We start from the raw sequence: 22,366 nt of genomic DNA on the forward strand, positions 1-22,366 counted from the left end.
CCCTGGGTCGTGTCTTCGACGTGGCGCCGTCCGCCCGCAGGGCGGGGCCCGCGGCGGCCGGCGCGGTGCGTCGCGAGACGGAGGACCGGTCTCGCACCGGGCGTACCCGGCCGACTCCGACCACGCGGCGATGCGCCGCGCCAGGCGTCCCGGGCCGGGCGGGACTTCGAAGACACGACCTAGGACTCCTCCGCCGCCACCCGGACGATCGCCCGCAACTGCTCCGTGATGTCCAGCCTGTTCTGGACGAAGACCGGGTCCGTCACCGAACCCGTCGCCGGATCGGTGTTGCCCGGCCCGAACTGGAGCACCGGCGTGTGGACATGGCCGCCCGGGATGTCCAGCCCGAGCCGGTCGCGCAGCAGCGTCGCCCGGTACGCGATCTCGTTCGACAGATAGTCCCCGCCGCCGCCCGCACGGGCCGCCGATCCGGGTGTCGGTCCCTCGGGCCGGACGACCGGCGTGGTGCCGCCCGCCGGGATCTCGGTGACCGACGTGTTGTCGTACACCGGGAAGCGCCCCGTGTCGGCGGCGACGATGTCCGCGTAGGGGAGGCTCGTCCGCGTCCACTGCGGCTGGGTGGCCGGGTCCTTCACCGGGACGAGCCCGGTCTCGGACACGTTCTCGTTGTCGCCGAAGCCGCCGCGCCACGCGCCGTTGTACCGCTCGACATCGATGCGGCCCACCCGTCCCTGACTCACCGTCACGAACAGATCGGCGCGCGGCAGCGCGCGGCGCAGGGCGCGTTCGACCGTGCCGTCGGCGAAGTCCCCCCAGCGCACCGGGAAGACGGCCGTCTCGACGCGTGCGGGTCCGTCGGCCGTACGGATCACCGTGCCGTCCAGGGCGAGCGCGACCGCCCCGGACGGGTTGCTGATACGGATGTCCCGGTCCAGTGTGAAGGGGTCGAAGCCGGTCACCACGATCCGCTTGAGACCCTTGTCCCGGCCGCCGCCGAGCGCCAGCGATTCCTGCCCGCGCGACGCGCTCTCCAGCCGTTCCAGCAGCCGTGTGCCCGCCGCCTCGGACAGCCCCGACTCCGCGTGCCAGGCGCGCAGTTCACGGGTCATGGCCAGCCGCGCCCAGTACAGCGGCCGGTCGTCGTCACGGCTCAGCTCACCGCCCGCCGGGCCCCGCCCCTGCGCGCGGTCCACCGCGCGCTGCCACAGCCGTTCGCCGTGCCGTACGGCGGCGCGCTCCGCCCGCGGGTAGGAGTCCGCGCCGCGCAGTGCGGCCGCGAACGCCGGGGCGACCTCGTCGAAGCCGCTTTCGGCGAGTATCCGCCGGGGTACGTCCCTGTCGAGCCGCGCCTCCTCGACGGTGACCGCCGGCGCGGCGTCGGACGCCGCGCGGGCGACGGCTCCGCTGCCTGCCGCGGCGTGCGGGGGAGGCGCCACCGCCACGAGCGCGGCCGACGCGAGCAGAACGAGGCCGAGCCGGCCGGCTGTGTTGCCTGTGGTGCGCACGAGTCTCACGGGAGTCCTTCCTTCGGGTGGCGGAAGTATCACCTCCGCACCCCGCCCCTGGCTACGGCACCCGCCGCGCCCCGCGCCTCCCGGCCGGCCCGGCGACGACAGACACCCCTTATCTCCCGGGCCCCTCCGCCCCGCCCCGCAGCAGCGTGACGAACGCCCGGAACGCCTCTCCCATGTCCACCGACTCGGGCGCCAGCAGCCACTGGTACTGGAGCCCGTCCATGACGGCCACCAGCAGCGGCGCCGTCTGCTCGGGCGTGAGCCCGCTCGGCAGCCGGTCGCCGAACTCGTCGCGCAGTACGCCCGCCATGTTCCCCCGCACCTGGACGTACCGCCGGGTGAAGAACTCCCCGGCTGGGTGACCCTCCGTCACGCTCTCGCCGAGGAGCGCCGAGAACGTCTGCACGATGCCCGGCCGCATCGCGTTGTAGTCGACCATCGACGTCAGCAGCTCTAGCCGCCAGCCGTCCGCGCCGCGGCTGCCGCCACCGGTGTCCCACTGGTCGCGCTCGTCCATGACGGCGAGCAGCAGCGCCTCCTTCGTGGGGAAGTAGTGGAGCAGCCCCTGCTGGGTGAGACCCACCCGTTCGGCCACCGCGCCCAACGTCGCACCGCGGTAGCCGCGTTCGGCGATCACCTCGATGGTGGCGCGGAGAATCTCCGCCCGTCGCTCCACGCCTCTGGGCCTCGCCATCCAACCGGGTCCTCTCGCCTCGCACCTGGCCGCTCACCGACCGTTGCCCGGACCGTACACGAGTAACAAACCGGTAACGAAGCCTACCCGGCTACAGAATCGGGGGCCACCATGTAACCGTCCGCACGACGCAGGGCACTGACGAGGAGGTACCGCCGTGACCGGCGCACCCATCACCCGGGCCGACCAAGCACGCGAAGCGGCCGTCGAGGCGGCGCTCGGCAAGCTGGAACTGGACGACAAGGCGCGGCTGCTGGCGGGGCAGGACAACTGGTCGCTGCCCGCGCTCCCGGAGATCGGCCTCGCCTCCCTCGTCATGTCCGACGGCCCGATCGGCGTCAGGGGCGTGCGCTGGACCGCCGACGACCCGTCCGTCGCGCTGCCCTCGCCCACCGCGCTCGCCGCCACCTGGGACCCCGGACTGGCCCGCAGGGCAGGCAGGCTGCTGGCACAGGAGGCCCGCCGCAAGGGCGTGCACGTCCTCCTCGCGCCCACCGTCAATCTGCACCGCTCCCCGCTCGGCGGACGGCACTTCGAGGCGTACAGCGAAGACCCCTACCTCACCGGCGAGATCGGCACCGGCTACGTCCTCGGTGTCCAGGACGGCGGCGTCGGCACGACCGTCAAGCACTTCGTCGCCAACGACGCCGAGACCGACCGCTTCACCGTCGACAACATCGTCGCCCCGCGCCCGCTGCGCGAGCTCTACCTCGCCCCCTTCGAGGCCATCGTCAAGAACGCCCATCCCTGGGGCATCATGGCCGCGTACAACCAGGTCAACGGCGACTCGATGACCGAGCACCGCCATCTCCAGAACGAAGTCCTGCGCGGCGAATGGGGATTCGACGGCTTCATCGTCTCCGACTGGCTGGCCGCCCGCTCCACCACCGGCGCCCTCCTAGGCGGCCTCGACGTCGCGATGCCCGGCCCCAAGACCGTCTACGGCCGGGCGCTCGCCGCCGCCGTCCGGGCCGGCGAGGTCGGGGAATCCCTCGTCGACGACGCCGTACGCAACGTACTGAGGCTCGCGGCCCGCGTCGGCGTCCTCGACGACGCCCCCGCCGTGGTCGCCCCGTCCGCTCTCCCCGCACCCGTCGACGGCGACGCGCTGGCCCGCGAGGTGGCGCGCCGCTCCTTCGTCCTCGTACGCAACGAGGTACGCGACGGCCACCCCGTCCTGCCCCTCGACCCGGCCAGGACCCGCACCGTCGCACTCAGCGGCGCCGCCGCCCGCGACGCCCGCATCCTCGGCGGCGGATCGGCCACCGTCTTCCCGCCGCATGTCGTCGCCCCGCTCGACGGCCTCACCGCCGCCCTCCCCGAAGGCGCGCTCAGCTACCGCGTCGGCGCCGACCCCAGCGACCAACTCGGCGTCGCCTCGAAAGGGTTCGAGCTGCGCGCCGTCTGCCGCGCCGCCGACGGACGGGTGCTGGGCACCACCGGCATCCCCTCCGGCATGGTCCAGTGGGTCGGCGCCGACCTGCCCGACGGCGTCCGCTACGACGAGCTGCACACCGTCGAGTTCACCGGCACCTTCACCCCGCGCGAGAGCGGCGACCACACCTTCGGCACCCGCGGCATCGGCCCCCTCGTCCTCACCGTCGGCGGCGAGAAGGTCTGGGAGGGCGAGGAACGCCTCGGCGCCGGAACCGACCCGTTCAACGCGTTCTTCGGCGAGCGCCTGGAACGCGGCCGAGTCACCCTCACCGAGGGCGAGACGGTCGATGTCTCGCTGCGCCTCACCGTGCCCAGGCTGCCCGGCGCCCCGATGGACGCGGTCGCCTTCTCACTGCTCCACCTCGGCCCGCGACGCGACCCCCGGGAGCTGATCGCCGAGGCCGTCGAGGCCGCCAGGACCGCGGACACCGCCGTCGTCGTGGTCGCCACCACCACAGCCGTCGAGTCGGAGGGCTTCGACCGTACGAGCCTCGAACTGCCCGGCCACCAGAACGCGCTCGTCGCGGCCGTCGCCGCCGTCAACCCGAACACCGTCGTGGTCGTCAACACCGGCTCACCGGTCGAACTGCCGTGGCGCGACGACGTCGCCGCCGTACTGCTCAGCTGGTTCCCCGGCCAGGAGGGCGGCGCCGCCCTCGCCGACGTCCTCACCGGAGCCGAGGAGCCCGGCGGCCGGCTCACCACCACCTGGCCGGTCGCCCTGACCGACGTCCCCGTCCGCGACACCACACCCTCCGACGGCGAACTCCACTACACCGAGGGCGTGTTCATCGGCTACCGCGCCTGGGAGCGGACCGGCACCGCGCCCGCGTACCCCTTCGGACACGGCCTCGGCTACACCGACTGGGAGTACGAGACCCTCCGCGCCACCGCGGACAACGCCACCGTACGGCTGCGCAACACCGGGGCGCGGCCCGGCCGCGAGACCGTGCAGATCTACCTCGCCCCCGCGCCCGGTGCCGCGCCGGGGACCCCCGAGCGCCCGACGCGCTGGCTGGCGGGCTTCGCCTCCGCCGAGGCGGGGCCGGGTGAGAGCGTCGAGGTGACCGTCCCGCTGAGGCCACGCGCCTACCAGATCTGGGACGAGCACGAGAACGCGTGGACGACCGTCCCCGGCACGTACGAGATCGAGGCGGGCCGCTCTCTGACGGACCGCCGGCTGACCGCGACGGTCGAGCGGTAACCGGTCCGTCCCCCGGTCGCCGGGCTCGGCAGGAGCCCGGCGACCGCGACACCCCTACACCACGCCGAACCCGTACACCGTCTCCGAGGTGAACTCCTCACCGGGCCGCAGCACCGTGCTCGGGAAGTCCGGCCGGTTCGGCGAGTCCGGGAAGTGCTGGGTCTCCAGCGCGATGCCCTCGCCCGGCCCGAACGGCCCCGCGTCGAAGTGGTCACCGGTGTACAACTGCATGCCCGGTTCGGTCGTCGTCACCGTCAACAGCCGCCCCGACGCCGGGTCGTACAGCTCCGCCGCCACCGAACCCCCCTGGTCCAGCACGAAGTTGTGGTCGTAACCCGAACCCACCTTGCGCGGCTCACGGAAGTCGAAACGCGTCCCGTCGACCGGCACCGGTGGGCCCGTCGGCACCGAGTCGCCGTCCAGCGGCGTGATGTGACCGGCCGCGATCCGCAGCACGTGTCCCGCCGCGCCGCCACCGCCCGCGCCGCCCAGATTCCAGTACGAGTGATTCGTCAGGTTCAGCACCGTCGGCGCGTCCGTCACCGCCCGGTAGCCGATCCGCAGGGCCCCCGCCGCGTCCAGCGCGTACGTCGCCGAGACCTCCACCCGCCCCGGAAACCCCTCCTCGCCGTCCGGGCTCACCAGCGACAGCCGCACACCGTGCCCGTCCGCCGCGGGCTCCGCGTCCCACACCCGCTTGTCGAAGCCGCGCTCCCCGCCGTGCAGACAGTTGCGGCCGTTGTTGCGCGGCAGCCGGTACGTACGCCCGTCGAGGGTGAACGCACCACCCGCGATCCGGTTCGCGTACCGCCCGATCAGCGCGCCGAAGTACGGGGAGGGACAGCCGACGTACCCCTCGACGTCCTCGAAGCCCAGCACCACGTTCGCGGGTGCCCCCTCGCGGTCCGGCACCTCGACGGACTGGAGGATCCCGCCGTAGGTCAGCACCCTCACCCGCACACCCGCCCGCTCAAGGGTCCAGCGGTGCACCGCGGTTCCGTCGGGCGCCGAACCGGCCGGCTCGGGCGTCATCTCGTTCACCGTCGACTCGTCCACGGTCGCCGACCCTACGCCGGGGGCTTCGCCGCCACCACGTTGCGGTAGGCGATGTCGGCCAGCTTCCCCTGGCCGTTCTTGCTCGGATGGAACCAGTCCCACGTGCTCAACTGCTCACCGGTGAACCGGAAGTCGAAGACCGCCCCGCCGTCGTGACGGCAGCGCAGATCCTTCGCGCACACCTCCTTCAGCACCTTGTTGTACGCCACCACCCGCGACTGCACCGTCGACCGCCGCTGCCGCGCCTCGGCGCCCATGTCCTGCGAATCGCCCAGCATCGACGCGCAGATCCCCAGCTTCCAGATCTGCCGGCCCAGCGGATTCTCCCGGCCCTCGGACCAGAGCCGCTTCAGATCGGGCACACTGGCCACGTACACATGCGTTTTGGGAGACTCCGCCCGCAGTCGGCGCATCGACTCCTCGAACGACGTCCGGAACTCGTCCACCGGCGTCATCAGGGACACCTCGTCCTTGCACGCGTCGTTGGCCCCCATCATCACCGTGACCAGATCCGGCTCGTGGGCCGCCGCCTTCCCCATCTGCGCCGGCAGCGCGGCGACGGACGCGCCCGAGCGCGCGTAGTTCCAGCTGCGCTCCACGGCGCCCGGCTTGCCGAGCAGCCGCAGCGCCAGGCTGCGCACACCGTCGTCGGTGCCCGTCGCCCACGACACCTCGGGGCAGTCGCTCAGCACCCCGCACGCGTCGAAACCACGTGTGATCGAGTCGCCCACCGCGGCGATCGAGGCGGGACTGCGGTTCCAGATCGGCTGGGGCGGCGACTGGCTCGCCTTCGCCTTCTTCCCCTCCGGACCGGCGTCGTCCGACGACGTGCAGCCCGCCAGGGCCGCCACGGCGACCACCAGCCCCGCACAGGACGCGGCGACCGCCGCGTACGGGGTGCGGCGGCGGGGGGAGCGCCCGGCGAGGCGTCGCCCGTGTCCCTGAGGGCTCTCCTGCATCGTCCGAACCCTCCGCGTGGGCGTCGTCATGCGTACGGCGGCGTCCTGGCGAGTGAAAGCTTCGCGTATATCGCGCCTGGGACCGACAGTACGGCACCCCCGTGGCCCCCGCGCAAGGTAGCTTTTCAGGCGTCGAACCAGAGTCAACAACGCTCTCCGGATCCGGCGCGTCACACCCCGTCACATGCTGTCCGTTTTGCGGGTTTTCCATCGCGATGATGTTTACTGAGGCCGCTGGGCAATGGCGATCCTCGTACCACACTGGAGGTCCCGGTGACCACACGTGGCGTTCTGTACGTGCACTCCGCACCGCGTGCGATGTGCCCCCACGTCGAATGGGCGGTGGCGGGCGTCCTCGGCCTGCGCGTCCAGCTCGACTGGACCAAGCAGCCCGCCTCACCGGGCACCTGGCGCTCCGAGTTCTCCTGGCGGGGCGAGGCGGCCACCGCCTCCAAACTCGCCTCCGCGCTGCGCGGCTGGCAGATGCTGCGCTTCGAGGTGGCCGCCGAACCCAGCGCCACGGCCGAGGGCGAGCGTTACAGCGCCACCCCCGAGCTGGGCATCTTCCACGCCGTGACGGGCGTGCACGGCGACATCCTGGTCCCCGAGGACCGGCTGCGCGCCGCACTCGCCCGCTCACTGACCGGCGAGACCCAGCTGGAGACCGAGGTCGCCAAGCTGCTCGGCAAGCCGTGGGACGACGAACTGGAGCCCTTCCGGTACGCGGGCGAGGGCGCCCCGGTGCGCTGGCTGCACCAGGTCGTGTGAGCCCGGCCGCACGTCCCGCCCCACGGAACGCGCGCCCGCGCCCTACCGTGGGCACATGGCTGATCAACTCGAAGTGGCCGTCCTCGGCGCGGGCATCATGGGCGCCGCGATGGCCCGCAATCTCTGCCGGACCGGTCACACCGTCCGGGTCTGGAACCGTACCCGCGCGAAGGCGGAGCCGCTGGCGGCCGACGGGGCACGCGTCGCGGACAGTCCGGCGGACGCCGTACGGGGCGCGGACGTCGTCCTCACGATGCTGTACGACGGCCCCGCCGTCCTGGAGGCGATGACCGCGGCGGCACCGGGGCTGCGGTCCGGCACCGTCTGGCTCCAGTCGACGACGGCCGGCCCGGAGGGGCTCGCCCCGCTCGCGGAGCTGGCCGGGGCGCACGGACTGGTCTTCATCGACGCGCCCGTCCTGGGCACCAGGGGCCCCGCCGAGCAGGGAAGGCTCACCGTGCTGGCCGCGGGCCCCGAGGCCGCGCGTGACACCCTCGCGTCCGTCCTGGAGGCCGTCGGCGAGCGCACGGTGTGGGTGGGCGACGACGGGGCGGCCGGAGCGGCGACGAGACTCAAACTCGTCTGCAACAGCTGGGTCCTGACGCTCACTCACGGAACGGCCGAGGCACTGGCCCTGGCGAAGGGGCTGGGCGTCGACCCGCGCGCCTTCCTCGACGCGGTGGCGGGCGGCGGCCTCGACTGCGGTTATCTCCGCGTCAAGTCGGCGGCGATCCTCGACGACGACTACACCCCGAGCTTCGCCCTCACCACGGCCGCCAAGGACGCCCGGCTGATCGTCTCGGCGGCGGAGGCGGAAGGAGTCCGGCTGGACGTCGCCGAGGCGGGCGCGAACCGTTTCGCCCGCGCGGAGGAGATGGGGCACGGCGCGCGGGACATGGCGGCGACCTACTTCGCCAGCTTCGACACCTGAGCCGCCGCCTGGCACACGCAGGCGCCGGACACACGCAGGCGGGGGGGGGGGGGGGGGGGGGGGCGGGGGGGGGGGGGGGGGGGGGGGGGGGGGGGGGAGAGGTGGGGTGTGGCGGGGGGGGAGAAAACACCCCCCCCCCCCCCCCACCAACCCCCCCCCCCCCCCCCCCCCCCCCCCCCCCCCCGCCTGGGGACGAACGGTCAGACCGAGCGGAACGCCAGCACCACGTTGTGGCCGCCGAAGCCGAACGAGTTGTTGATCGCCGAGATCGTGCCCTCGGGCAGCGCCCGCGGCTCACCGCGCACGATGTCCGCGTCGACCTCCTCGTCCAGGTCGTCGACGTTGATCGTCGGCGGGGCCAGCCGCTTGTACAGCGCGAGCACCGTCGCCACGGTCTCGATACCGCCGGCGCCGCCCAGCAGATGGCCGGTCATCGACTTCGTACCGGAGACCGCGACATGGTCGAGGTCGTCGCCGAGGACCCTGCGCAGCGCCTTGATCTCCGCGATGTCGCCCTGCGGCGTGGAGGTGGCGTGCGCGTTCAGGTGCACGACCTCCGAAGGCTTCATACCGGTGTTGTCCAGCAGGTTCCGCATCGCCGCCGCGACACCGCGGCCGGTCGGCTCCGGCTGGGCGATGTGGTGGCTGTCGGCGGACAGACCCTGGCCCAGCACCTCGCAGTAGACCCGCGCGCCACGCGCGGCCGCGTGCTCGGCGGACTCCAGGACCACGACACCCGCGCCCTCACCCAGGACGAAGCCGTCACGGGCCTTGTCGTACGGGCGGGACGCCTTCTCGGGCGTCTCGTTGTTCTTCGACATCGCCATCATGTTGGCGAACGCGGCGACCGGCAGCGGGTGGATCGCCGCCTCCGTACCGCCCGCCACCACGACATCGGCGCGGCCGGTGCGGATCATCTCCACGGCGTAGCCGATGGCCTCGGCACCCGACGCGCAGGCCGACACCGGAGTGTGCACGCCCGCCTGGGCGTTCACCTCCAGGCCGACGTTGGCGGACGGACCGTTGGGCATCAGCATCGGCACGGTGTGCGGGGAGACGCGGCGTACGCCCTTCTCCTTCAGCACGTCGTACTGGTCGAGCAGGGTGGTCACGCCGCCGATGCCGGAGGCGATGACCGTACCCAGACGTTCGGGGGCGACGGAGTCGTCCTCGCCCGCCTTGTCCTTGTAGCCCGCGTCGGCCCACGCCTCACGGGCCGCGATCAGCGCGAACTGCGCCGAGCGGTCCAGCTTGCGGGCGAGCGGGCGGGGCAGCACGTCGGCCGGATCGACCGCGGCGACCGCGGCGATCCGGACCGGCAGGTCGGCGAACCGCTCGGTTTCGAGGGGCTTGACGCCGGAGCGGCCGGCGAGCAGGCCCTCCCAGGTCGATGCGCTGTCGCCACCCAGCGGTGTGGTTGCGCCGATACCGGTGACGACCACGGTGCGATTGGTCGGGCTCACTGGAATTCTTTCTCCACGTGTAGAGGGTGCGGAATTTCTACGGCACCACCACCGGGTGGCGTCAGCCGCGCGACCTGGATCAGGCCTGGTGCTTCGCGATGTAGTCGGCGGCGTCGCCGACGGTCTTCAGGTTCTTGACGTCGTCGTCCGGGATCTTCACGTCGAAGCGCTCCTCGGCGGCGACGACGACCTCGACCATGGACAGCGAGTCGACGTCCAGGTCGTCGGTGAAGGACTTGTCCAGCTGGACGTCCTCGACCGGGATACCGGCGATCTCGTTCACGATCTCGGCAAGACCGGTGACGATCTCTTCCTGAGTGGCGGCCATGTGGGCGCTCCTTCGATATTCAGCGTTGAGCAGAGGGATTTGTACGAGCACGGTCCGGAAAGATCCGGTGTGCCTAGGGGAGGGTAACGACCGTCGCGGCGTACACGAGACCCGCCCCGAAGCCGATGACGAGCGCGGTGTCACCGCTCTTCGCCTGACCGGTCGCCAGGAGCCGCTCCATCGCGAGCGGGATCGAGGCGGCCGAGGTGTTGCCGGTGGTTTCCACGTCACGGGCGACCGTGACGTGCTCCGGCAGCTTCAGAGTCTTCACCATCGAGTCGATGATCCGCATATTGGCCTGGTGCGGAATGAAGACGTCCAGGTCCGCCGAGGTGATCCCGGCCGCGTCCAGGGCCTGTTGGGCGATCTTCGCCATCTCGAAGACGGCCCAGCGGAAGACCGCCTGGCCCTCCTGCGTGAGGGCGGGGAACCTCTCGACCGTTCCGCGGCGGTAGTCGTCCCACGGCACGGTCTGCGTGATCGTGTTGGACTTGTCGCCCTCGGAACCCCAGACCGTCGGACCGATCTGCGGCTCGTCCGACGGGCCGACGACGACCGCGCCCGCGCCGTCGCCGAACAGGAAGGCCGTGGCGCGGTCCTCCAGGTCGGTGAGGTCCGACAGCCGCTCCACACCGATGACCAGCACGTATCGCGCCGAGCCCTCGACGACCATGCCCTTGGCGAGCGTCAGCCCGTAACCGAAGCCCGCGCAGCCGGCCGAGATGTCGAACGCGGCCGGCCTGCCCGCGCCGATCCGGTCGGCGATCTCCGTCGCGACGGCCGGTGTCTGCTTGAAGTGCGAGACGGTCGACACGATCACGGCGCCGATCTGCTCCGGCGTGATCCCGGCGTCGGCGACGGCCTTGCCGGACGCCTCGATCGACATCATCGCCACGGTCTCCTCGTCGGAGGCCCAGTGGCGGGTCGCGATACCGGAGCGGGAGCGGATCCACTCGTCGGACGAGTCGATCGTCTCCAGGATCACCTCGTTGGGCACCACGCGCGTCGGACGGTAGCCACCGACACCCATGATGCGGGCGTACGGAGCGCCCTGGCCGGGCCTGATCTTCGCCATGCTCTCTCGGGCTCCTTAGGAAGCGCGCTCTGCGACGATCTCGCGAGCGGCGTCGAGGTCGGCGGGGGTCTTCAGCGCGAGGGTCCGCACCCCTGGCAGGGCGCGCTTGGCGATACCGGTCAGCGTGCCACCGGGGCACAGCTCGATCAGCGCGCTCACACCCTGCTCCTTGAACGTCTCCATGCACAGGTCCCAGCGGACCGGGTTCGCGACCTGGCCGACCAGACGCGCGACGACCTCGGCCCCCGTGGTCACAGTCTGCCCGTCCTTGTTGGAGACGTACGGCAGCGCCGGGTCTGACACGTCGAGCTTTTCGGCCGCTTCCGCGAGCTTCGCCACCGCCGGAGCCATGTGCTCGGTGTGGAAGGCGCCCGCGACCTTGAGGGCCACCACGCGCCGTACGCCCTCGGGCTTGTCGGCCTCCAGCGCGGCGATCTGCTCCAGCGTGCCCGCGGCCACGATCTGGCCCGCGCCGTTCACGTTCGCCGGCGTCAGACCGAGCTTCTCCAGATGCGGCAGGGTCACGTCCGGGTCGCCGCCGAGCAGCGCCGCCATACCGGTCGGCGTGATGCCCGCCGCCTCGGCCATGGCCAGCCCGCGCGTACGGACGAAGCCCAGCGCGGCCTCCTCGCTCAGCACACCCGCGTACACGGCCGCGGTGATCTCGCCGACACTGTGCCCCGCGACCGCGCCGATCCCCGCGCCGTCGCCGACCAGGCCGCGCACGGCCCCGGACGACAGCAGACCGGCCGCGACCAGCAGCGGCTGGGCCACGGCGGTGTCGCGGATCTCGTCCGCGTCGGCCTTCGTGCCGTAGTGGACCAGATCGAGGTCGATGGCGTCCGACCACGCCCGCAGCCGGTCTTCGGCGCCGGGGAGGTCGAGCCAGGGAGTCAGGAAGCCGGGCGACTGGGCGCCTTGGCCGGGAGCGACGAGTACGAGCACCCTCACACTCTCTCCTGCGGACGGCCTCCGACGCCCGTGGGGACAGGGACGAAGAACCGTCGGGGGAATTGTTGATGTCCCACAAAAAGCTATGAGGACGATTCTCCGTCGGCCAGCCGCCCCAAGATCAACGCGATCCGCAGAGTGAAAGCGGAACGGACGTCGGACGGTGACCAGCCGGTGACGTCCGTCACACGTCGAAGCCGGTAGCGCACGGTGTTGGGGTGCACGAACAGCATCCGGGCGGCGCCTTCCAGACTGCTCGCCTGCTCCAGATAGACGCTGAGAGTCTCCAGCAGCGCCGAGCCCGCCTCTTCGAGCGGTCTGTAGATCTCCTCCACCAACTGCTCACGCGCGGCAGGATCCGACGCGATCGCGCGCTCCGGCAGGAGATCGTCCGACAGTACGGGACGCGGCGCGTCCTGCCACGCCGAACACGCCTTCAGGCCGGCCGCCGCCGCCTGCGCCGACCTCGTGGCCGCCAGCAGGTCGGGCACCACGGGACCCGCCACCACCGGCCCCGCCGCGTACGGCCCGATCAGCGCCTTCGCGACCTGGAGCGGATTGTCGCTGCCGCCCGCGATGACGACCAGCCGGTCCCCGAGCACCCCCGTGAGGACCTGGAGCTTGGCGTGCCGCGCCGCCCGCCGGATCGCCTCCACCGTCAGCTCGCTGTCCCCGTCGGGCGCCGTGCCCAGCAGCACGCACACATGCTCGGGCGAGTTCCAGCCCAGCGCCGAGGCCCGCGACACCGCGCCCTCGTCGGCCTCGCCCGACAGCACCGCGTTCACCACCAGCGACTCCAGCCGCGCGTCCCACGCACCGCGTGCCTCGGCCGCCTGCGCGTACACCTGCGCCGTGGCGAAGGCGATCTCCCGCGCGTACACGAGCAGCGCCTCACGCAGCACCGACACATCACCGGGCGCCGCGACCTCCTCGATCGCCGACTCCATCACCTCGATGGTGGTCCGCACCATCTCCACGGTCTGGCGCAGCGTGATGGCCCGCGTCAACTCCCGCGGCGCGGTGCCGAACACATCGGTCGAGATGGCCTGCGGGGTCTCCGGATGCCGGAACCACTCGGTGAAGGCCGCGATCCCCGCCTGGGCCACCAGACCGATCCAGGAACGGTTCTCCGGAGGCATCGCCCGGTACCACGGCAGCTTCTCGTCCATGCGGGCGATCGCGTTCGCGGCCAGCCGGCCGGCCGACTTCTCCAGTCGGCGCAGGGTCGCGGGGTGCGGATGGGCTTCGTTCGCGGGTTCAGGCACGGGACAAGACTGCCTTATCCGGACGGGCGCGTGCCGGGGCGGGTCTACCGTGGGGACGTGATTTCCGTCCGGTACGCCGACGACCGCTATCCCGGCGGGGACCCGTCCACCGGGATCGAGTCCTTCCACGCCTTCTCGTTCGGGCAGTTCTACGAGCCCGACAACCTTCGCTTCGGCGCGGTGATCGCCTGCAACGAGGAACACCTCGCGTCCGGTGCGGGATTCGACGAACACCCGCACAGCCACACCGAGATCGTCACCTGGGTCGTCGAGGGGGAACTCACCCACCGCGACTCCGCCGGGAACGCCACGGTGGTACGCCCCGGCGACGTCCAGCGGCTCGGCGCGGGCGGCGGCGTGCGGCACGTGGAGCGCAACGACGGCGCGGCTCCGCTGGTCTTCGTCCAGATGTGGCTCGCCCCGCTCGCGCCCGGCGGCGACCCCCGCTACGAGATCGTGCGCGGCATCGCCGACTCCACGCCGTACGCGCTGCCCGAGGCCGGCGCGATGCTGCACGTACGCCGCCTCCAGGAGGGCGAACGGGCGGCGGTGCCCGACGCGGCGCGGGCGTATCTGCACGTGGTCCGGGGCGTGGTGGTGCTGGCCGGTGTGGAACTGGGCCCCGGCGACTCGGCGCGCGTCACGGACGCCGACGGCCTCGAACTGACCGCGCAGACCCCGTCGGAGACCCTGATCTGGGAACTGGGGCCCTGACGGCGGGACGGGCGGGGCCCCGCGGACCCGCCCCAGGTCCCGTCTTCGAACCGGCGTCGTCCGCCCGCGGGGCGGGGCTCACGGCGTCCGGTGCGTGCGCCCGCGAGGCGGAGGACCGCCCTCGTACGGGACGTGCTCGTGCGACGTCCGGCAACGCGGCGCGGGCGCGTGCCGGGTGCCGTGAGCCGGACTCCGGTGTGAGGACAGGACCTAGCGTGCCGCCCGCAGCTCCGCCAGCACCGCGTCCGTGAACGGCGGCCACGCCTCGATCGCCCACGGGCCGAAGGCCCGGTCGGTCAGGGCCACGCACGCCGCGCCCGCGTCCGGGTCGACCCACAGGAACGTGCCCGACTGACCGAAGTGGCCGAACGTACGCGGCGACGACGAATCGCCCGTCCAGTGCGGCGACTTGGAGTCCCTGATCTCGAAGCCCAGACCCCAGTCGTTGGACTTCTGGTGCCCGTAACCCGGCAGGATCCCCGACAGCCCCGGATGCACCACCGTCATCGCCTCCAGCACCGTACGGGGGTCCAGCAGCCGGGGCGCCTGGAGCTCCGCGGCGAACGCGGCGAGATCGTCCACCGTCGAGACACCGTCCCTCGCGGGCGAACCGCCCATGGTGGTCGACGTCATGCCCAGCGGCTCCAGGACCGCCTGGCGCAGATACTCGCCGAACGGGATGTCCGTCGCCTTCGTCACATGGTCCCCGAGCACCTCGAAACCCGCGTTCGAGTACAGCCGCCGGGTACCGGGCGGGGCCGTCACCCGGTGCTCGTCGTAGGCCAGCCCACTGGTGTGCGCCAGCAGATGGCGCACCGTCGAGCCCTCGGGCCCGGCCGGCTCGTCCAGCTCGACCGCGCCCTCCTCGTACGCCACGAGCACCGCGTACGCGGCGAGCGGTTTGGTCACCGACGCCAGCGGAAAACGGCGCGACGCCGGACCGTGCGATCCGCTCACCGTGCCGTCCGCCCGTACGACGGCCGCCGCGGCGGCCGGCACCGGCCAGTTCTCGATCAACGCCAGGCTCTCCATGGCCACGAGCGTAGACGGGGCCACGTCCGGCACCCGACCCCGGTACGGCGACGCCCGAAAATCGTCACGGGTCGCACTTGCTTCGAGTGCACTCCAGGGTTCTACGTTGAAGGCATGACGCTGATGGAGAGCACCCCCGTCCGCACCGACACCGAGGACATCTGCGTAACGGCCCCGCCGACGCATCCGCGCCCCGCCGGACGGGACCAGTACACGATCAGCGAAGTCGTCTCCTTCACCGGCCTCACCGCGCACACCCTGCGCTGGTACGAGCGCATCGGGCTCATGCCGCACGTCGACCGGTCCCACACCGGACAGCGGCGCTTCTCCAACCAGGACCTCGACTGGCTCGCCTTCGTCGGCAAACTGCGTCTGACCGGCATGCCGGTCGCCGACATGGTCCGCTACGCCGAACTCGTCCGGGAGGGCGAGCACACCTTCGACCAGCGGCAGGAACTGCTGGAGCGGACCCGGCGCGACGTACGCGCACGGATCGCCGAACTCCACGACACCCTCGCCGTACTCGACTACAAGATCGACTACTACGCCGGTGCGCGCCCCGCCACGGAAAGGGCCTCATGAACACCCCCAGCACGGAGAAGATCACCTCGGTCACGCTCGGCGCCGCCGGGCCCACCGTCGGCGTCCAGGGCTTCGGCGCCATGGGCATCAGCGAGTTCTACGGCGACAGTGACGACACCGCCTCCCGCGACACCCTCGAAGCGACCGTCGAGACCGGCGTCACCCTCATCGACACCGCGGACGCCTACGGGCGCGGCGCCAACGAGACGTTCCTCGCCCCCTTCGTCGCCGCCCACCGCGACGAGATCACCCTCGCCACCAAGTTCGGCATCGAGCGCGGCGACGACCCCGCCTACCGCGGCATCCGCAACGAACCCTCCTACATCAGGCAGGCCGTCGAAGGCTCACTGCGGCGCCTGGGCGTCGACGTCATCGACCTCTACTACATGCACCGGCACAACCCCGCCGTGCCGTTCGCCGAATCCGTCGGCGCGATGGCCGAACTCGTCTCCGAAGGCAAGGTCAAGTACCTCGGCCTGAGCGAGGTCACCGGCGCGGAGCTGCGCGAGGCGCACTCGGTGCACCCCATCACCGCGCTCCAGTCCGAGTGGTCGCTGTTCTCCCGCGACGTCGAGACGAGCGCCGTGGCCGTCGCCGCCGAACTCGGCGTCGCCGTCGTGCCGTACTCCCCGCTCGGACGCGGCTTCCTGACCGGCTCGTTCACCCGGGCCGACAAGGAACTGAAGGGCGCCGACATCCGCCTCACCCAGCCCCGCTTCACCGGGGACAACGCGGACCGCAACGCCGCGCTCCTCGAACCCGTCCGCACCGTCGCCGCCGCGCACGACGCGACGCCCGGCCAGATCGCGCTCGCCTGGGTGCAGCAGCGCGCCCGGGAACACGGCCTGACCGTCGTACCGATTCCCGGCACCCGCAAGCGCTCACGCCTGCTGGAGAACGCCGCAGCCACCCGCATCACCCTCACCCCCGGGGAACTCGCGCTCCTGGAGCCGATCGCCGGACAGGTCGCGGGCGACCGCTACCCGGACATGTCCGCGACAGCGTCCGCCCGCGAGTAGCCGCGCGGCGTCTCACGACGCCAGCGCGTACACCGCGAAGCCCGCCGCCAGCAGCGCCGCCGCCGCCCGGCGGCTGCTCGCCGCCCGTGTCCCCGACCGCCACGGCGCCTCGAAGACACGCGCGTACCGGGCGATCAGCACCAGCAGCACCGCGAACAGCGGCATCCACAGCAACCGGCCGAGAATCCAGTCGTACGAATCCGGCGCCGTCGTCAGCCCCGGCACCGCCCCCAGATACGAGCCCGGCACCGCCGCCGCGAGCATCGCCGTCTGGTGCCAGCACAGGATCGTCATCGCCGACAGATTGATCACCACGACCGGCGCCCACAGCGCCGGCCTGCGCAGCACACCCGCGATCCGGTCCCGCAGCAGGATCGCCGCACCGCTCTGCGCCGCCGCCAGCGCCAGAACCAGCAACGACGGCGGATGCGAATTGGTCCGCGCCTCACCGGGCACCCCGACCATCGACGCCGGGTAGTGGAAGACCAGCAGCAGAACGGCGAACAGCACCCCGCCGCCCACGAGCAGCGCCCGCGCCCCGCGCCGGCCGATCCGCCCCTCACCCCACGACACACCCAGCTGATACGCGAACAGCCAGCCCGGCAGGATGTTGACCACGCTCAGCCACGGAGGCACCGCCTCGCCGTACGGGCCGTACCTCAGCACGTCCACGACGGCCACCACCCCCAGCAACGGCGCCGCCGCCCACCCGCCCAGCCGCGCCGCCGCCCGCACGCAGTACGGCGTCAGCGCCGTCACCACGACGTACACCCCCACGAACCACAGCGGCTGCACCACCAGCGTCGAGCCCGTACGCAGCGTCGTCCCCGGCACACCGGCCGCGTACAGCACCGGGATCAGCACCGCCCACACCGCCGTCACCCCCAGCACCGGCCGCCCCAGCCGGGCGGCACGCCGCCGGAGCCAGGCCGCCGTGGAGGACTCCCGGCGCCGGTACGAGAGCACCGACGCGTAACCGCCGACCAGGAAGAAGACGCCCAGCAGCTGAAGCACCCAGCTCACCGGCGCGAGGAAGCCGAACGTGCTCAGCGGGCTCGCGTTGCGCAACGCCCCCGCGTCCAGGGTGAATCCGCCCAGCAGCCAGTGCCCCGTCGGCACCGCGAGCAGCGCCAGCGCGCGCAGACCGTCGATCGCGCGGTCACGGGAGGCGGGCGTCCGCGCCTCGATCCTCTCCACGAGCCTCATCGCACGTCACCACCCGTGGCGATCGAGGCGAACGCACGCAACGAGTCCGTGCCCGGGGCGAAGTAACCGGTGTGCCCCCGCGCGGTCCGCGCGGGCACCCTGCGCGCCCCGAAGCCCTCGGCCGCCGGGTCCGCGCCGTGGCCCAGGCCGAGGAACTCCACGTTCGGCACCCTGGAGATCCAGTCCGACGCGTCCTTCGCCGCCCACACCCGGGCCTCGGTGCCGAGCGCGGCGGCGTTCGCGGCGCGCATGCCGGGAGAGCCCAGGACCACGATGTCCGACGCCTTCGCCTCCGACGCGGCGAGCCCGCACACCACCGAGCCGTAGCTGTGGCAGAACAGCGCGGGTGTCCTGACCTCCTGCGCGGCCAGCCCCCGCGTGAACCGGGCCAGCCGCTCCGCGCCCGCCTCGGCGAGTTCCCCGGTCGCGGCGTCCAGCCCGACGCCGACGGGTGTCGTGTAACCGGCCCACGCCACCACGGCGGTACGCCCCCCGGTCGCGGTCCGCAGCGACGTGGCCATCCCGGCGGGGGTGCCGTACGGGTCGCCCGGCCGGTCGTACGTCCCGGCGTCGATGTCCGAACCCGGTACCACGACGGCGACATGACGGGACGTCAGCAGATCCCCGTACACCTCGGCGACGGTGCCCCGGCCGCGCGGGTCGAACGCGAGGATCTGCCGGCCGGGGGCGGCGAGACGGGCGTGGCGGGGGTCCTTCGCGAGCGCGATCCGGTTGGCGCGGTAGCGGAGTCCGACGGGGGCGCCGTCGAGGTTCCCCACGACCGAGGGGTGCCGCTCGGCGAGGTGCCGCCGATGTTCGGGGCTCAACATGCCGAAGAACGCGGCGACTTGGGCGGGGGGCGCGGTCTCCGGGTCGGGCAGCGCGCGGCCGAGCGATCGGTCGTGCCGCCAGGCGTCGCTGCCGGGCGGTGGCCCGTCGACCGGCTGCTGCCCACTCCCGGCGGCCGATCCGGCGGTGCCGGACACCAGGGTGGCCATCAGTGCGACGGCGGCCAAGGTCCTTGTGCAGCGGCGCATCTCGCGTCTCCCTCGTCGTGGCCACGGGGGTGTGGCGGGAGGAAGGTAGGAAGCCGACGGGTGCGAGGGCGTCACACTGTGGGGCCAAGTCGTGGGTGCTACCGGGGTAGGGGGTGTACGCCTCCGTTGCGGGGGGGTCTTTGCGGGTGCCCTCCCGGCGGGTGGCGGTTGCGGGTGTCCTCCCTGCGGGGTGCGGGGTTTGGGTTGCGGTTGTGGGTGTGGGTCGGGGTGCGGGGTCTCCGGAGGTGCATGTCCGGACGGCGTGATTTACGGCGCGTGCCCCGTTCGTTGGACCCGCTGACCCACCCTGTCCACGCACCACAAATCAGCCTGAGTGTCCGAACACGCACCTCCTGCGCCCCCGCCCCCCTCCCGCCGTCACCCGCGACGGTCACCGACCCCGGCCCTCGTGAGGCACCCGCCCCCGGACCGGCCCCCGGGTCCCGCTCCTACGGCGCCACGAGGCCGGTACGGCCCGGGGCCGCCTCCTGCGGGGTGATTCCGGCGGTCACCGGCCCCGGTCCCCGTGAGGGCACCCGCAACGGTCACCGATCCCCCGGTCCCGCTCCCGCGGCGTCACGAGGCCGGCACGGGGCCGACCCTGGTGGCCCCTCCCGCGGGTGATCCCTAATGGTCGACCTCCGAGTCCGCTTCCCGGCGTCGTGACACCGCACGGCCCCGGGGCCGTCTCTCGCGCGGGTGGTTCCGGTGGTCACCGATCCTCGGTGCCCCTCCCGCCGCCCGCAGAGACAGGTCGTCCCTCTTCCCGCGGGGGGAAGGGGGACGCGCAGGGGGCGTGGTCGGACACTTGGGCTGATTTGTGGCGCGTGGACAGGGCGGGTCGTCGGGTCCAACGAGCGGTGCACGCGCCGTAAATCACGCCGTCCGGGCATGACCCCGGAGCGGCACCCGGGCACCGGCCCGCACCACCGAAGCCCGGCCGGCGATTGAGGCCACCCCGCCCCGGCCCGCAGGGGCGGCACCCCGGCCCCGGAGCGGCCCCGGGCGCCGGCCCGCAACACCCCGGCCCGGCCGGCGATTGAGGCCACCCCACCCCACCGGCACCCCGCAACCGGCGCCCCGCAACCACCCGCACTCCGCCAGCAACGTCAATCAACCCCCGGCGCCACCAGCCCCGACTCGTACGCGAAGATCACCGCCTGCGCCCTGTCCCGCAACCCCAACTTCGCCAGCACCCGCCCGATGTGCGTCTTCACCGTCTGCTCCGCGAGGATCAGCCGCCGCGCGATCTCCTGGTTCGACAGACCCCGCGCGATCAGTTCGAGCACCTCCGTCTCGCGCGGCGTCAGCCCCTTCAGCCGCAGCGAGCGGTCCTTGCGCGGTGCCGGCCGCTGCTGGGCGAAGTCCGCGATCAGCCGCCGCGTCACGGACGGCGCCAGCAGCGCCTCGCCCGCCGCGACCACGCGCACCGCCGAGATCAGGTCCGCCGGCGGCGCGTCCTTGAGGAGGAATCCGGACGCCCCCGCGCGCAGTGCCTCGTACACGTAGTCGTCCACGTCGAACGTGGTCAGCATCAGCACCTTCGGCCGGTGCACCACCCCCACCGACGGCTCCAGCAGCGCGCGGGCCGCCGCCAGGCCGTCCATCTCCGGCATCCGGACGTCCATCAGGACCACGTCGGGATGGGTGCCGCGGCTGACCTCGATGCCCCGGCGCCCGTCCGGCGCCTCACCGACCACGTCGATGTCGGCCTGCGCCGACAGCAGCGCGGCGAACCCCGCCCGCACCATGGCCTGGTCGTCGACGATGATCACGCGGATGGTCAAGACAGGTCCTTCGAGGTCGGGTCGGTGACGGCGGCCGGGCCGGGCGCGGCGGCATCCGGCACGGCCCCCGGCGTCAGCGGAAGCCTCGCCGCGACCCGGAACCCCCCGTCCGGCAGCGGCCCCGTGTCCAGCGTGCCGCCGGTCAACCGTACGCGTTCGCGCATACCGATCAGCCCGTGACCGGTGCCGGAGGTCTCCAGCGGTGAGGTGCGGGCGCCGGCGGGCCCGTTGACGACCAGCACGGTCAGCCAGTCGCCGTCCGAGGTCACCGAGACCCGTGTCGGGGCACCGGGCGCGTGCCGTACGACATTGGACAGGGCCTCCTGGACGATGCGGTACGCGGAGAGGTCCACGGACGGCGGGACGGGGCCCGGGTCCGCCGCGAGGGACAACTCGGCCGGCACCCCGGCCCGTACCGTCGCCTCGACGAGCTGCTGCACCCGCCCGAGCCCCGGCTGCGGCGTGCGTTCGGCCGCCGAGCCGTCGCTGCGCAGCACCGCCAGCAGCCGCCGCATCTCGGTCAGCGACTCCCGCGCCCCGGCGGCGATCGTGGAGAACTCCTCGCGCGCCGCCGCCGGAAGCCCTTCGATCCGGTACGGCGCCGAGTCGGCCTGCACCGTGATCACGGACATGTGGTGGGCGACCACGTCGTGCAACTCGCGTGCGATCCGGGCCCGTTCCTCCAGCAGTGTGCGCTGCGCCCGTTCGACCTCGCTGATCGTCTCCTGCTCCACCAGTCTGCGCTGGGCGTCGCCGCGCTCCCGCAGGGCGCCCGTGACGAGCAGGATCACCCCGCTCAGTACGAACAGCAGCAGGTGCACGCCGTCGCTGCGGTCCTGTGAGACCAGCTCGAAGACCAGCCCCGCCGCCCCGGTCGCCAGCCAGACGGCGAGCAGCGTACGGCGCGGTTCGCGCAGGCCCAGGAAGACCATCAGCAGGAGGTAGCCGACGACCACCATCGGTGTCCACGGCCAGGAGCGGCCGTCGAGGCCGTCCGCCGCGGTCAGCAGCAGCACCGCGCCGAGGACGTCCGCCGTGAAGACGATCCACCAGGCCTGGAGCGGCCGGGTCACGGCGAGCAGCAGCGGCGCGGCCTGCGCGGTGGCGAGTGATCCCGCCCACCCGCCGGCCAGCCCGTAGTCCTGGACGAGCACGGTCACCGTGACGGGCAGCAGCGCGGCGGCGAAGCCCAGGGCGACGACGTACGGGACGGAGCGCTGCCAGGGCTTCGCGGCGCGCGCCATCAGCGGCTCGGTGGACGCGGCCGGGGTGCGCAGGGCGCTGCCCAGCGAGCGCAGCGACGCGCGGGCGGTGCGGGGCGCCGGGGGAGAGGGCGGGTCTTCGGTACTCATGGCCCGTTCAGCGTATGCAGCCCGCCCGCCG

Annotated in this window: 20 protein-coding genes; 6 read left to right on the top strand and 14 right to left on the bottom strand. The window is 72.8% G+C overall.

The genetic code is table 11. From position 1 onward, the window contains the following. Window positions 1–179 precede the first annotated feature (179 nt). The gene (locus ACZ61E_RS25905; RefSeq protein ID WP_469702321.1) at window positions 180–1,466 is read right to left on the bottom strand and encodes a pyroglutamyl-peptidase I; all 1,287 of its coding nucleotides are present in this window, start codon (window positions 1,464–1,466) and stop codon (window positions 180–182) included. A gap of 118 nt (window positions 1,467–1,584) precedes the next feature. Then, entirely contained in the window at window positions 1,585–2,169 is a 585-nt protein-coding gene (locus ACZ61E_RS25910) for a TetR/AcrR family transcriptional regulator (RefSeq protein ID WP_469702266.1), read from the bottom strand. A 157-nt stretch (window positions 2,170–2,326) separates the two neighbouring features. Here ACZ61E_RS25910 and ACZ61E_RS25915 point away from each other — a divergent pair, with 157 nt between their 5' ends. Then, on the top strand, window positions 2,327–4,810 hold the full coding sequence (locus ACZ61E_RS25915; protein ID WP_469702267.1) for a beta-glucosidase: 2,484 nt from the start codon (window positions 2,327–2,329) through the stop codon (window positions 4,808–4,810). Window positions 4,811–4,864: 54 nt separating this feature from the next. Here ACZ61E_RS25915 and ACZ61E_RS25920 read toward each other — a convergent pair whose 3' ends face one another. Next, on the bottom strand, window positions 4,865–5,842 hold the full coding sequence (locus ACZ61E_RS25920; RefSeq protein WP_469702322.1) for an aldose epimerase family protein: 978 nt from the start codon (window positions 5,840–5,842) through the stop codon (window positions 4,865–4,867). 35 nt (window positions 5,843–5,877) lie between these two features. Beyond that, entirely contained in the window at window positions 5,878–6,825 is a 948-nt protein-coding gene (locus ACZ61E_RS25925) for an SGNH/GDSL hydrolase family protein (RefSeq protein WP_469702268.1), read from the bottom strand. 273 nt (window positions 6,826–7,098) lie between these two features. Here ACZ61E_RS25925 and ACZ61E_RS25930 point away from each other — a divergent pair, with 273 nt between their 5' ends. Together ACZ61E_RS25930 and ACZ61E_RS25935 are read left to right on the top strand one after the other, a co-directional pair. Beyond that, the gene (locus ACZ61E_RS25930) at window positions 7,099–7,593 is read left to right on the top strand and encodes a DUF3145 domain-containing protein (protein ID WP_469702269.1); all 495 of its coding nucleotides are present in this window, start codon (window positions 7,099–7,101) and stop codon (window positions 7,591–7,593) included. A gap of 55 nt (window positions 7,594–7,648) precedes the next feature. After that, a complete protein-coding gene (locus ACZ61E_RS25935) occupies window positions 7,649–8,524 on the top strand; it encodes an NAD(P)-dependent oxidoreductase (RefSeq protein WP_469702270.1) in 876 nt (291 codons plus the stop codon). A gap of 200 nt (window positions 8,525–8,724) precedes the next feature. Here the strand turns inward: ACZ61E_RS25935 and fabF are convergent, their stop codons facing one another. The 5 genes from fabF to ACZ61E_RS25960 all read right to left on the bottom strand — a co-directional run bounded on the left by fabF (window position 8,725) and on the right by ACZ61E_RS25960 (window position 13,606). Next, window positions 8,725–9,987: a beta-ketoacyl-ACP synthase II gene (fabF, locus tag ACZ61E_RS25940; RefSeq protein ID WP_469702271.1), complete on the bottom strand. Its 1,263-nt coding sequence runs from the start codon at window positions 9,985–9,987 to the stop codon at window positions 8,725–8,727. Between the two features lie 79 nt (window positions 9,988–10,066). Further along, on the bottom strand, window positions 10,067–10,315 hold the full coding sequence (locus tag ACZ61E_RS25945) for an acyl carrier protein (protein WP_078077492.1): 249 nt from the start codon (window positions 10,313–10,315) through the stop codon (window positions 10,067–10,069). 73 nt (window positions 10,316–10,388) lie between these two features. Next, complete coding sequence (locus tag ACZ61E_RS25950; protein WP_469702272.1) at window positions 10,389–11,390, bottom strand: beta-ketoacyl-ACP synthase 3; 1,002 nt, start codon at window positions 11,388–11,390, stop codon at window positions 10,389–10,391. 15 nt (window positions 11,391–11,405) lie between these two features. After that, window positions 11,406–12,335 (bottom strand): ACP S-malonyltransferase, encoded by a 930-nt coding sequence (locus ACZ61E_RS25955; protein WP_469702323.1) that lies wholly within the window; start codon window positions 12,333–12,335, stop codon window positions 11,406–11,408. 89 nt (window positions 12,336–12,424) lie between these two features. Continuing rightward, window positions 12,425–13,606: a PucR family transcriptional regulator gene (locus tag ACZ61E_RS25960; RefSeq protein WP_069631053.1), complete on the bottom strand. Its 1,182-nt coding sequence runs from the start codon at window positions 13,604–13,606 to the stop codon at window positions 12,425–12,427. Window positions 13,607–13,666: 60 nt separating this feature from the next. Here ACZ61E_RS25960 and ACZ61E_RS25965 point away from each other — a divergent pair, with 60 nt between their 5' ends. After that, window positions 13,667–14,320, top strand: coding sequence for a pirin family protein (locus tag ACZ61E_RS25965; RefSeq protein ID WP_469702324.1), 654 nt, complete (start codon window positions 13,667–13,669; stop codon window positions 14,318–14,320). Between the two features lie 210 nt (window positions 14,321–14,530). Here the strand turns inward: ACZ61E_RS25965 and ACZ61E_RS25970 are convergent, their stop codons facing one another. Continuing rightward, a complete protein-coding gene (locus tag ACZ61E_RS25970; RefSeq protein ID WP_469702273.1) occupies window positions 14,531–15,352 on the bottom strand; it encodes a serine hydrolase domain-containing protein in 822 nt (273 codons plus the stop codon). A gap of 114 nt (window positions 15,353–15,466) precedes the next feature. On the opposite strand from ACZ61E_RS25970, the gene ACZ61E_RS25975 reads away from it, so the two are divergent. Then, window positions 15,467–15,934, top strand: a complete 468-nt coding sequence (locus tag ACZ61E_RS25975) for a MerR family transcriptional regulator (protein WP_469702274.1) — start codon at window positions 15,467–15,469, stop codon at window positions 15,932–15,934. Then, on the top strand, window positions 15,931–16,953 hold the full coding sequence (locus tag ACZ61E_RS25980) for an aldo/keto reductase (RefSeq protein WP_469702275.1): 1,023 nt from the start codon (window positions 15,931–15,933) through the stop codon (window positions 16,951–16,953). Before ACZ61E_RS25975 ends, ACZ61E_RS25980 begins: the two co-directional genes overlap by 4 nt. Before the next feature lie 12 nt (window positions 16,954–16,965). On the opposite strand, the gene ACZ61E_RS25985 is transcribed toward ACZ61E_RS25980, so the two are convergent. The 4 genes from ACZ61E_RS25985 to ACZ61E_RS26000 form a co-directional block, all read right to left on the bottom strand. Beyond that, window positions 16,966–18,159, bottom strand: coding sequence for an acyltransferase family protein (locus tag ACZ61E_RS25985; protein ID WP_469702276.1), 1,194 nt, complete (start codon window positions 18,157–18,159; stop codon window positions 16,966–16,968). Further along, window positions 18,156–19,196, bottom strand: a complete 1,041-nt coding sequence (locus ACZ61E_RS25990; RefSeq protein WP_469702277.1) for an alpha/beta hydrolase — start codon at window positions 19,194–19,196, stop codon at window positions 18,156–18,158. The genes ACZ61E_RS25985 and ACZ61E_RS25990 overlap by 4 nt, the downstream gene beginning before the upstream one ends. A 1,109-nt stretch (window positions 19,197–20,305) precedes the next feature. Then, window positions 20,306–20,983: a response regulator gene (locus ACZ61E_RS25995; protein ID WP_469702278.1), complete on the bottom strand. Its 678-nt coding sequence runs from the start codon at window positions 20,981–20,983 to the stop codon at window positions 20,306–20,308. After that, entirely contained in the window at window positions 20,980–22,335 is a 1,356-nt protein-coding gene (locus ACZ61E_RS26000; RefSeq protein ID WP_469702279.1) for a sensor histidine kinase, read from the bottom strand. Before ACZ61E_RS26000 ends, ACZ61E_RS25995 begins: the two co-directional genes overlap by 4 nt. Window positions 22,336–22,366: the final 31 nt, after the last annotated feature.

The organism is Streptomyces sp. NPDC104581 (assembly GCF_055583685.1).

Excerpts from the sequence above, each read along its gene's own strand:
- ACZ61E_RS25990 (WP_469702277.1), bottom strand. The coding sequence starts at position 19,196 with ATGCGCCGCTGCACAAGGACCTTGGCCGCCGTCGCACTGATGGCCACC.
- ACZ61E_RS25920 (WP_469702322.1), bottom strand. The coding sequence starts at position 5,842 with ATGACGCCCGAGCCGGCCGGTTCGGCGCCCGACGGAACCGCGGTGCAC.
- ACZ61E_RS25935 (WP_469702270.1), top strand. The coding sequence starts at position 7,649 with ATGGCTGATCAACTCGAAGTGGCCGTCCTCGGCGCGGGCATCATGGGC.
- ACZ61E_RS25925 (WP_469702268.1), bottom strand. The coding sequence starts at position 6,825 with ATGCAGGAGAGCCCTCAGGGACACGGGCGACGCCTCGCCGGGCGCTCC.
- ACZ61E_RS26000 (WP_469702279.1), bottom strand. The coding sequence starts at position 22,335 with ATGAGTACCGAAGACCCGCCCTCTCCCCCGGCGCCCCGCACCGCCCGC.
- ACZ61E_RS25910 (WP_469702266.1), bottom strand. The coding sequence starts at position 2,169 with ATGGCGAGGCCCAGAGGCGTGGAGCGACGGGCGGAGATTCTCCGCGCC.
- ACZ61E_RS25975 (WP_469702274.1), top strand. The coding sequence starts at position 15,467 with ATGACGCTGATGGAGAGCACCCCCGTCCGCACCGACACCGAGGACATC.
- ACZ61E_RS25980 (WP_469702275.1), top strand. The coding sequence starts at position 15,931 with ATGAACACCCCCAGCACGGAGAAGATCACCTCGGTCACGCTCGGCGCC.
- ACZ61E_RS25945 (WP_078077492.1), bottom strand. The coding sequence starts at position 10,315 with ATGGCCGCCACTCAGGAAGAGATCGTCACCGGTCTTGCCGAGATCGTG.
- ACZ61E_RS25985 (WP_469702276.1), bottom strand. The coding sequence starts at position 18,159 with ATGAGGCTCGTGGAGAGGATCGAGGCGCGGACGCCCGCCTCCCGTGAC.
- ACZ61E_RS25970 (WP_469702273.1), bottom strand. The coding sequence starts at position 15,352 with ATGGAGAGCCTGGCGTTGATCGAGAACTGGCCGGTGCCGGCCGCCGCG.
- ACZ61E_RS25950 (WP_469702272.1), bottom strand. The coding sequence starts at position 11,390 with ATGGCGAAGATCAGGCCCGGCCAGGGCGCTCCGTACGCCCGCATCATG.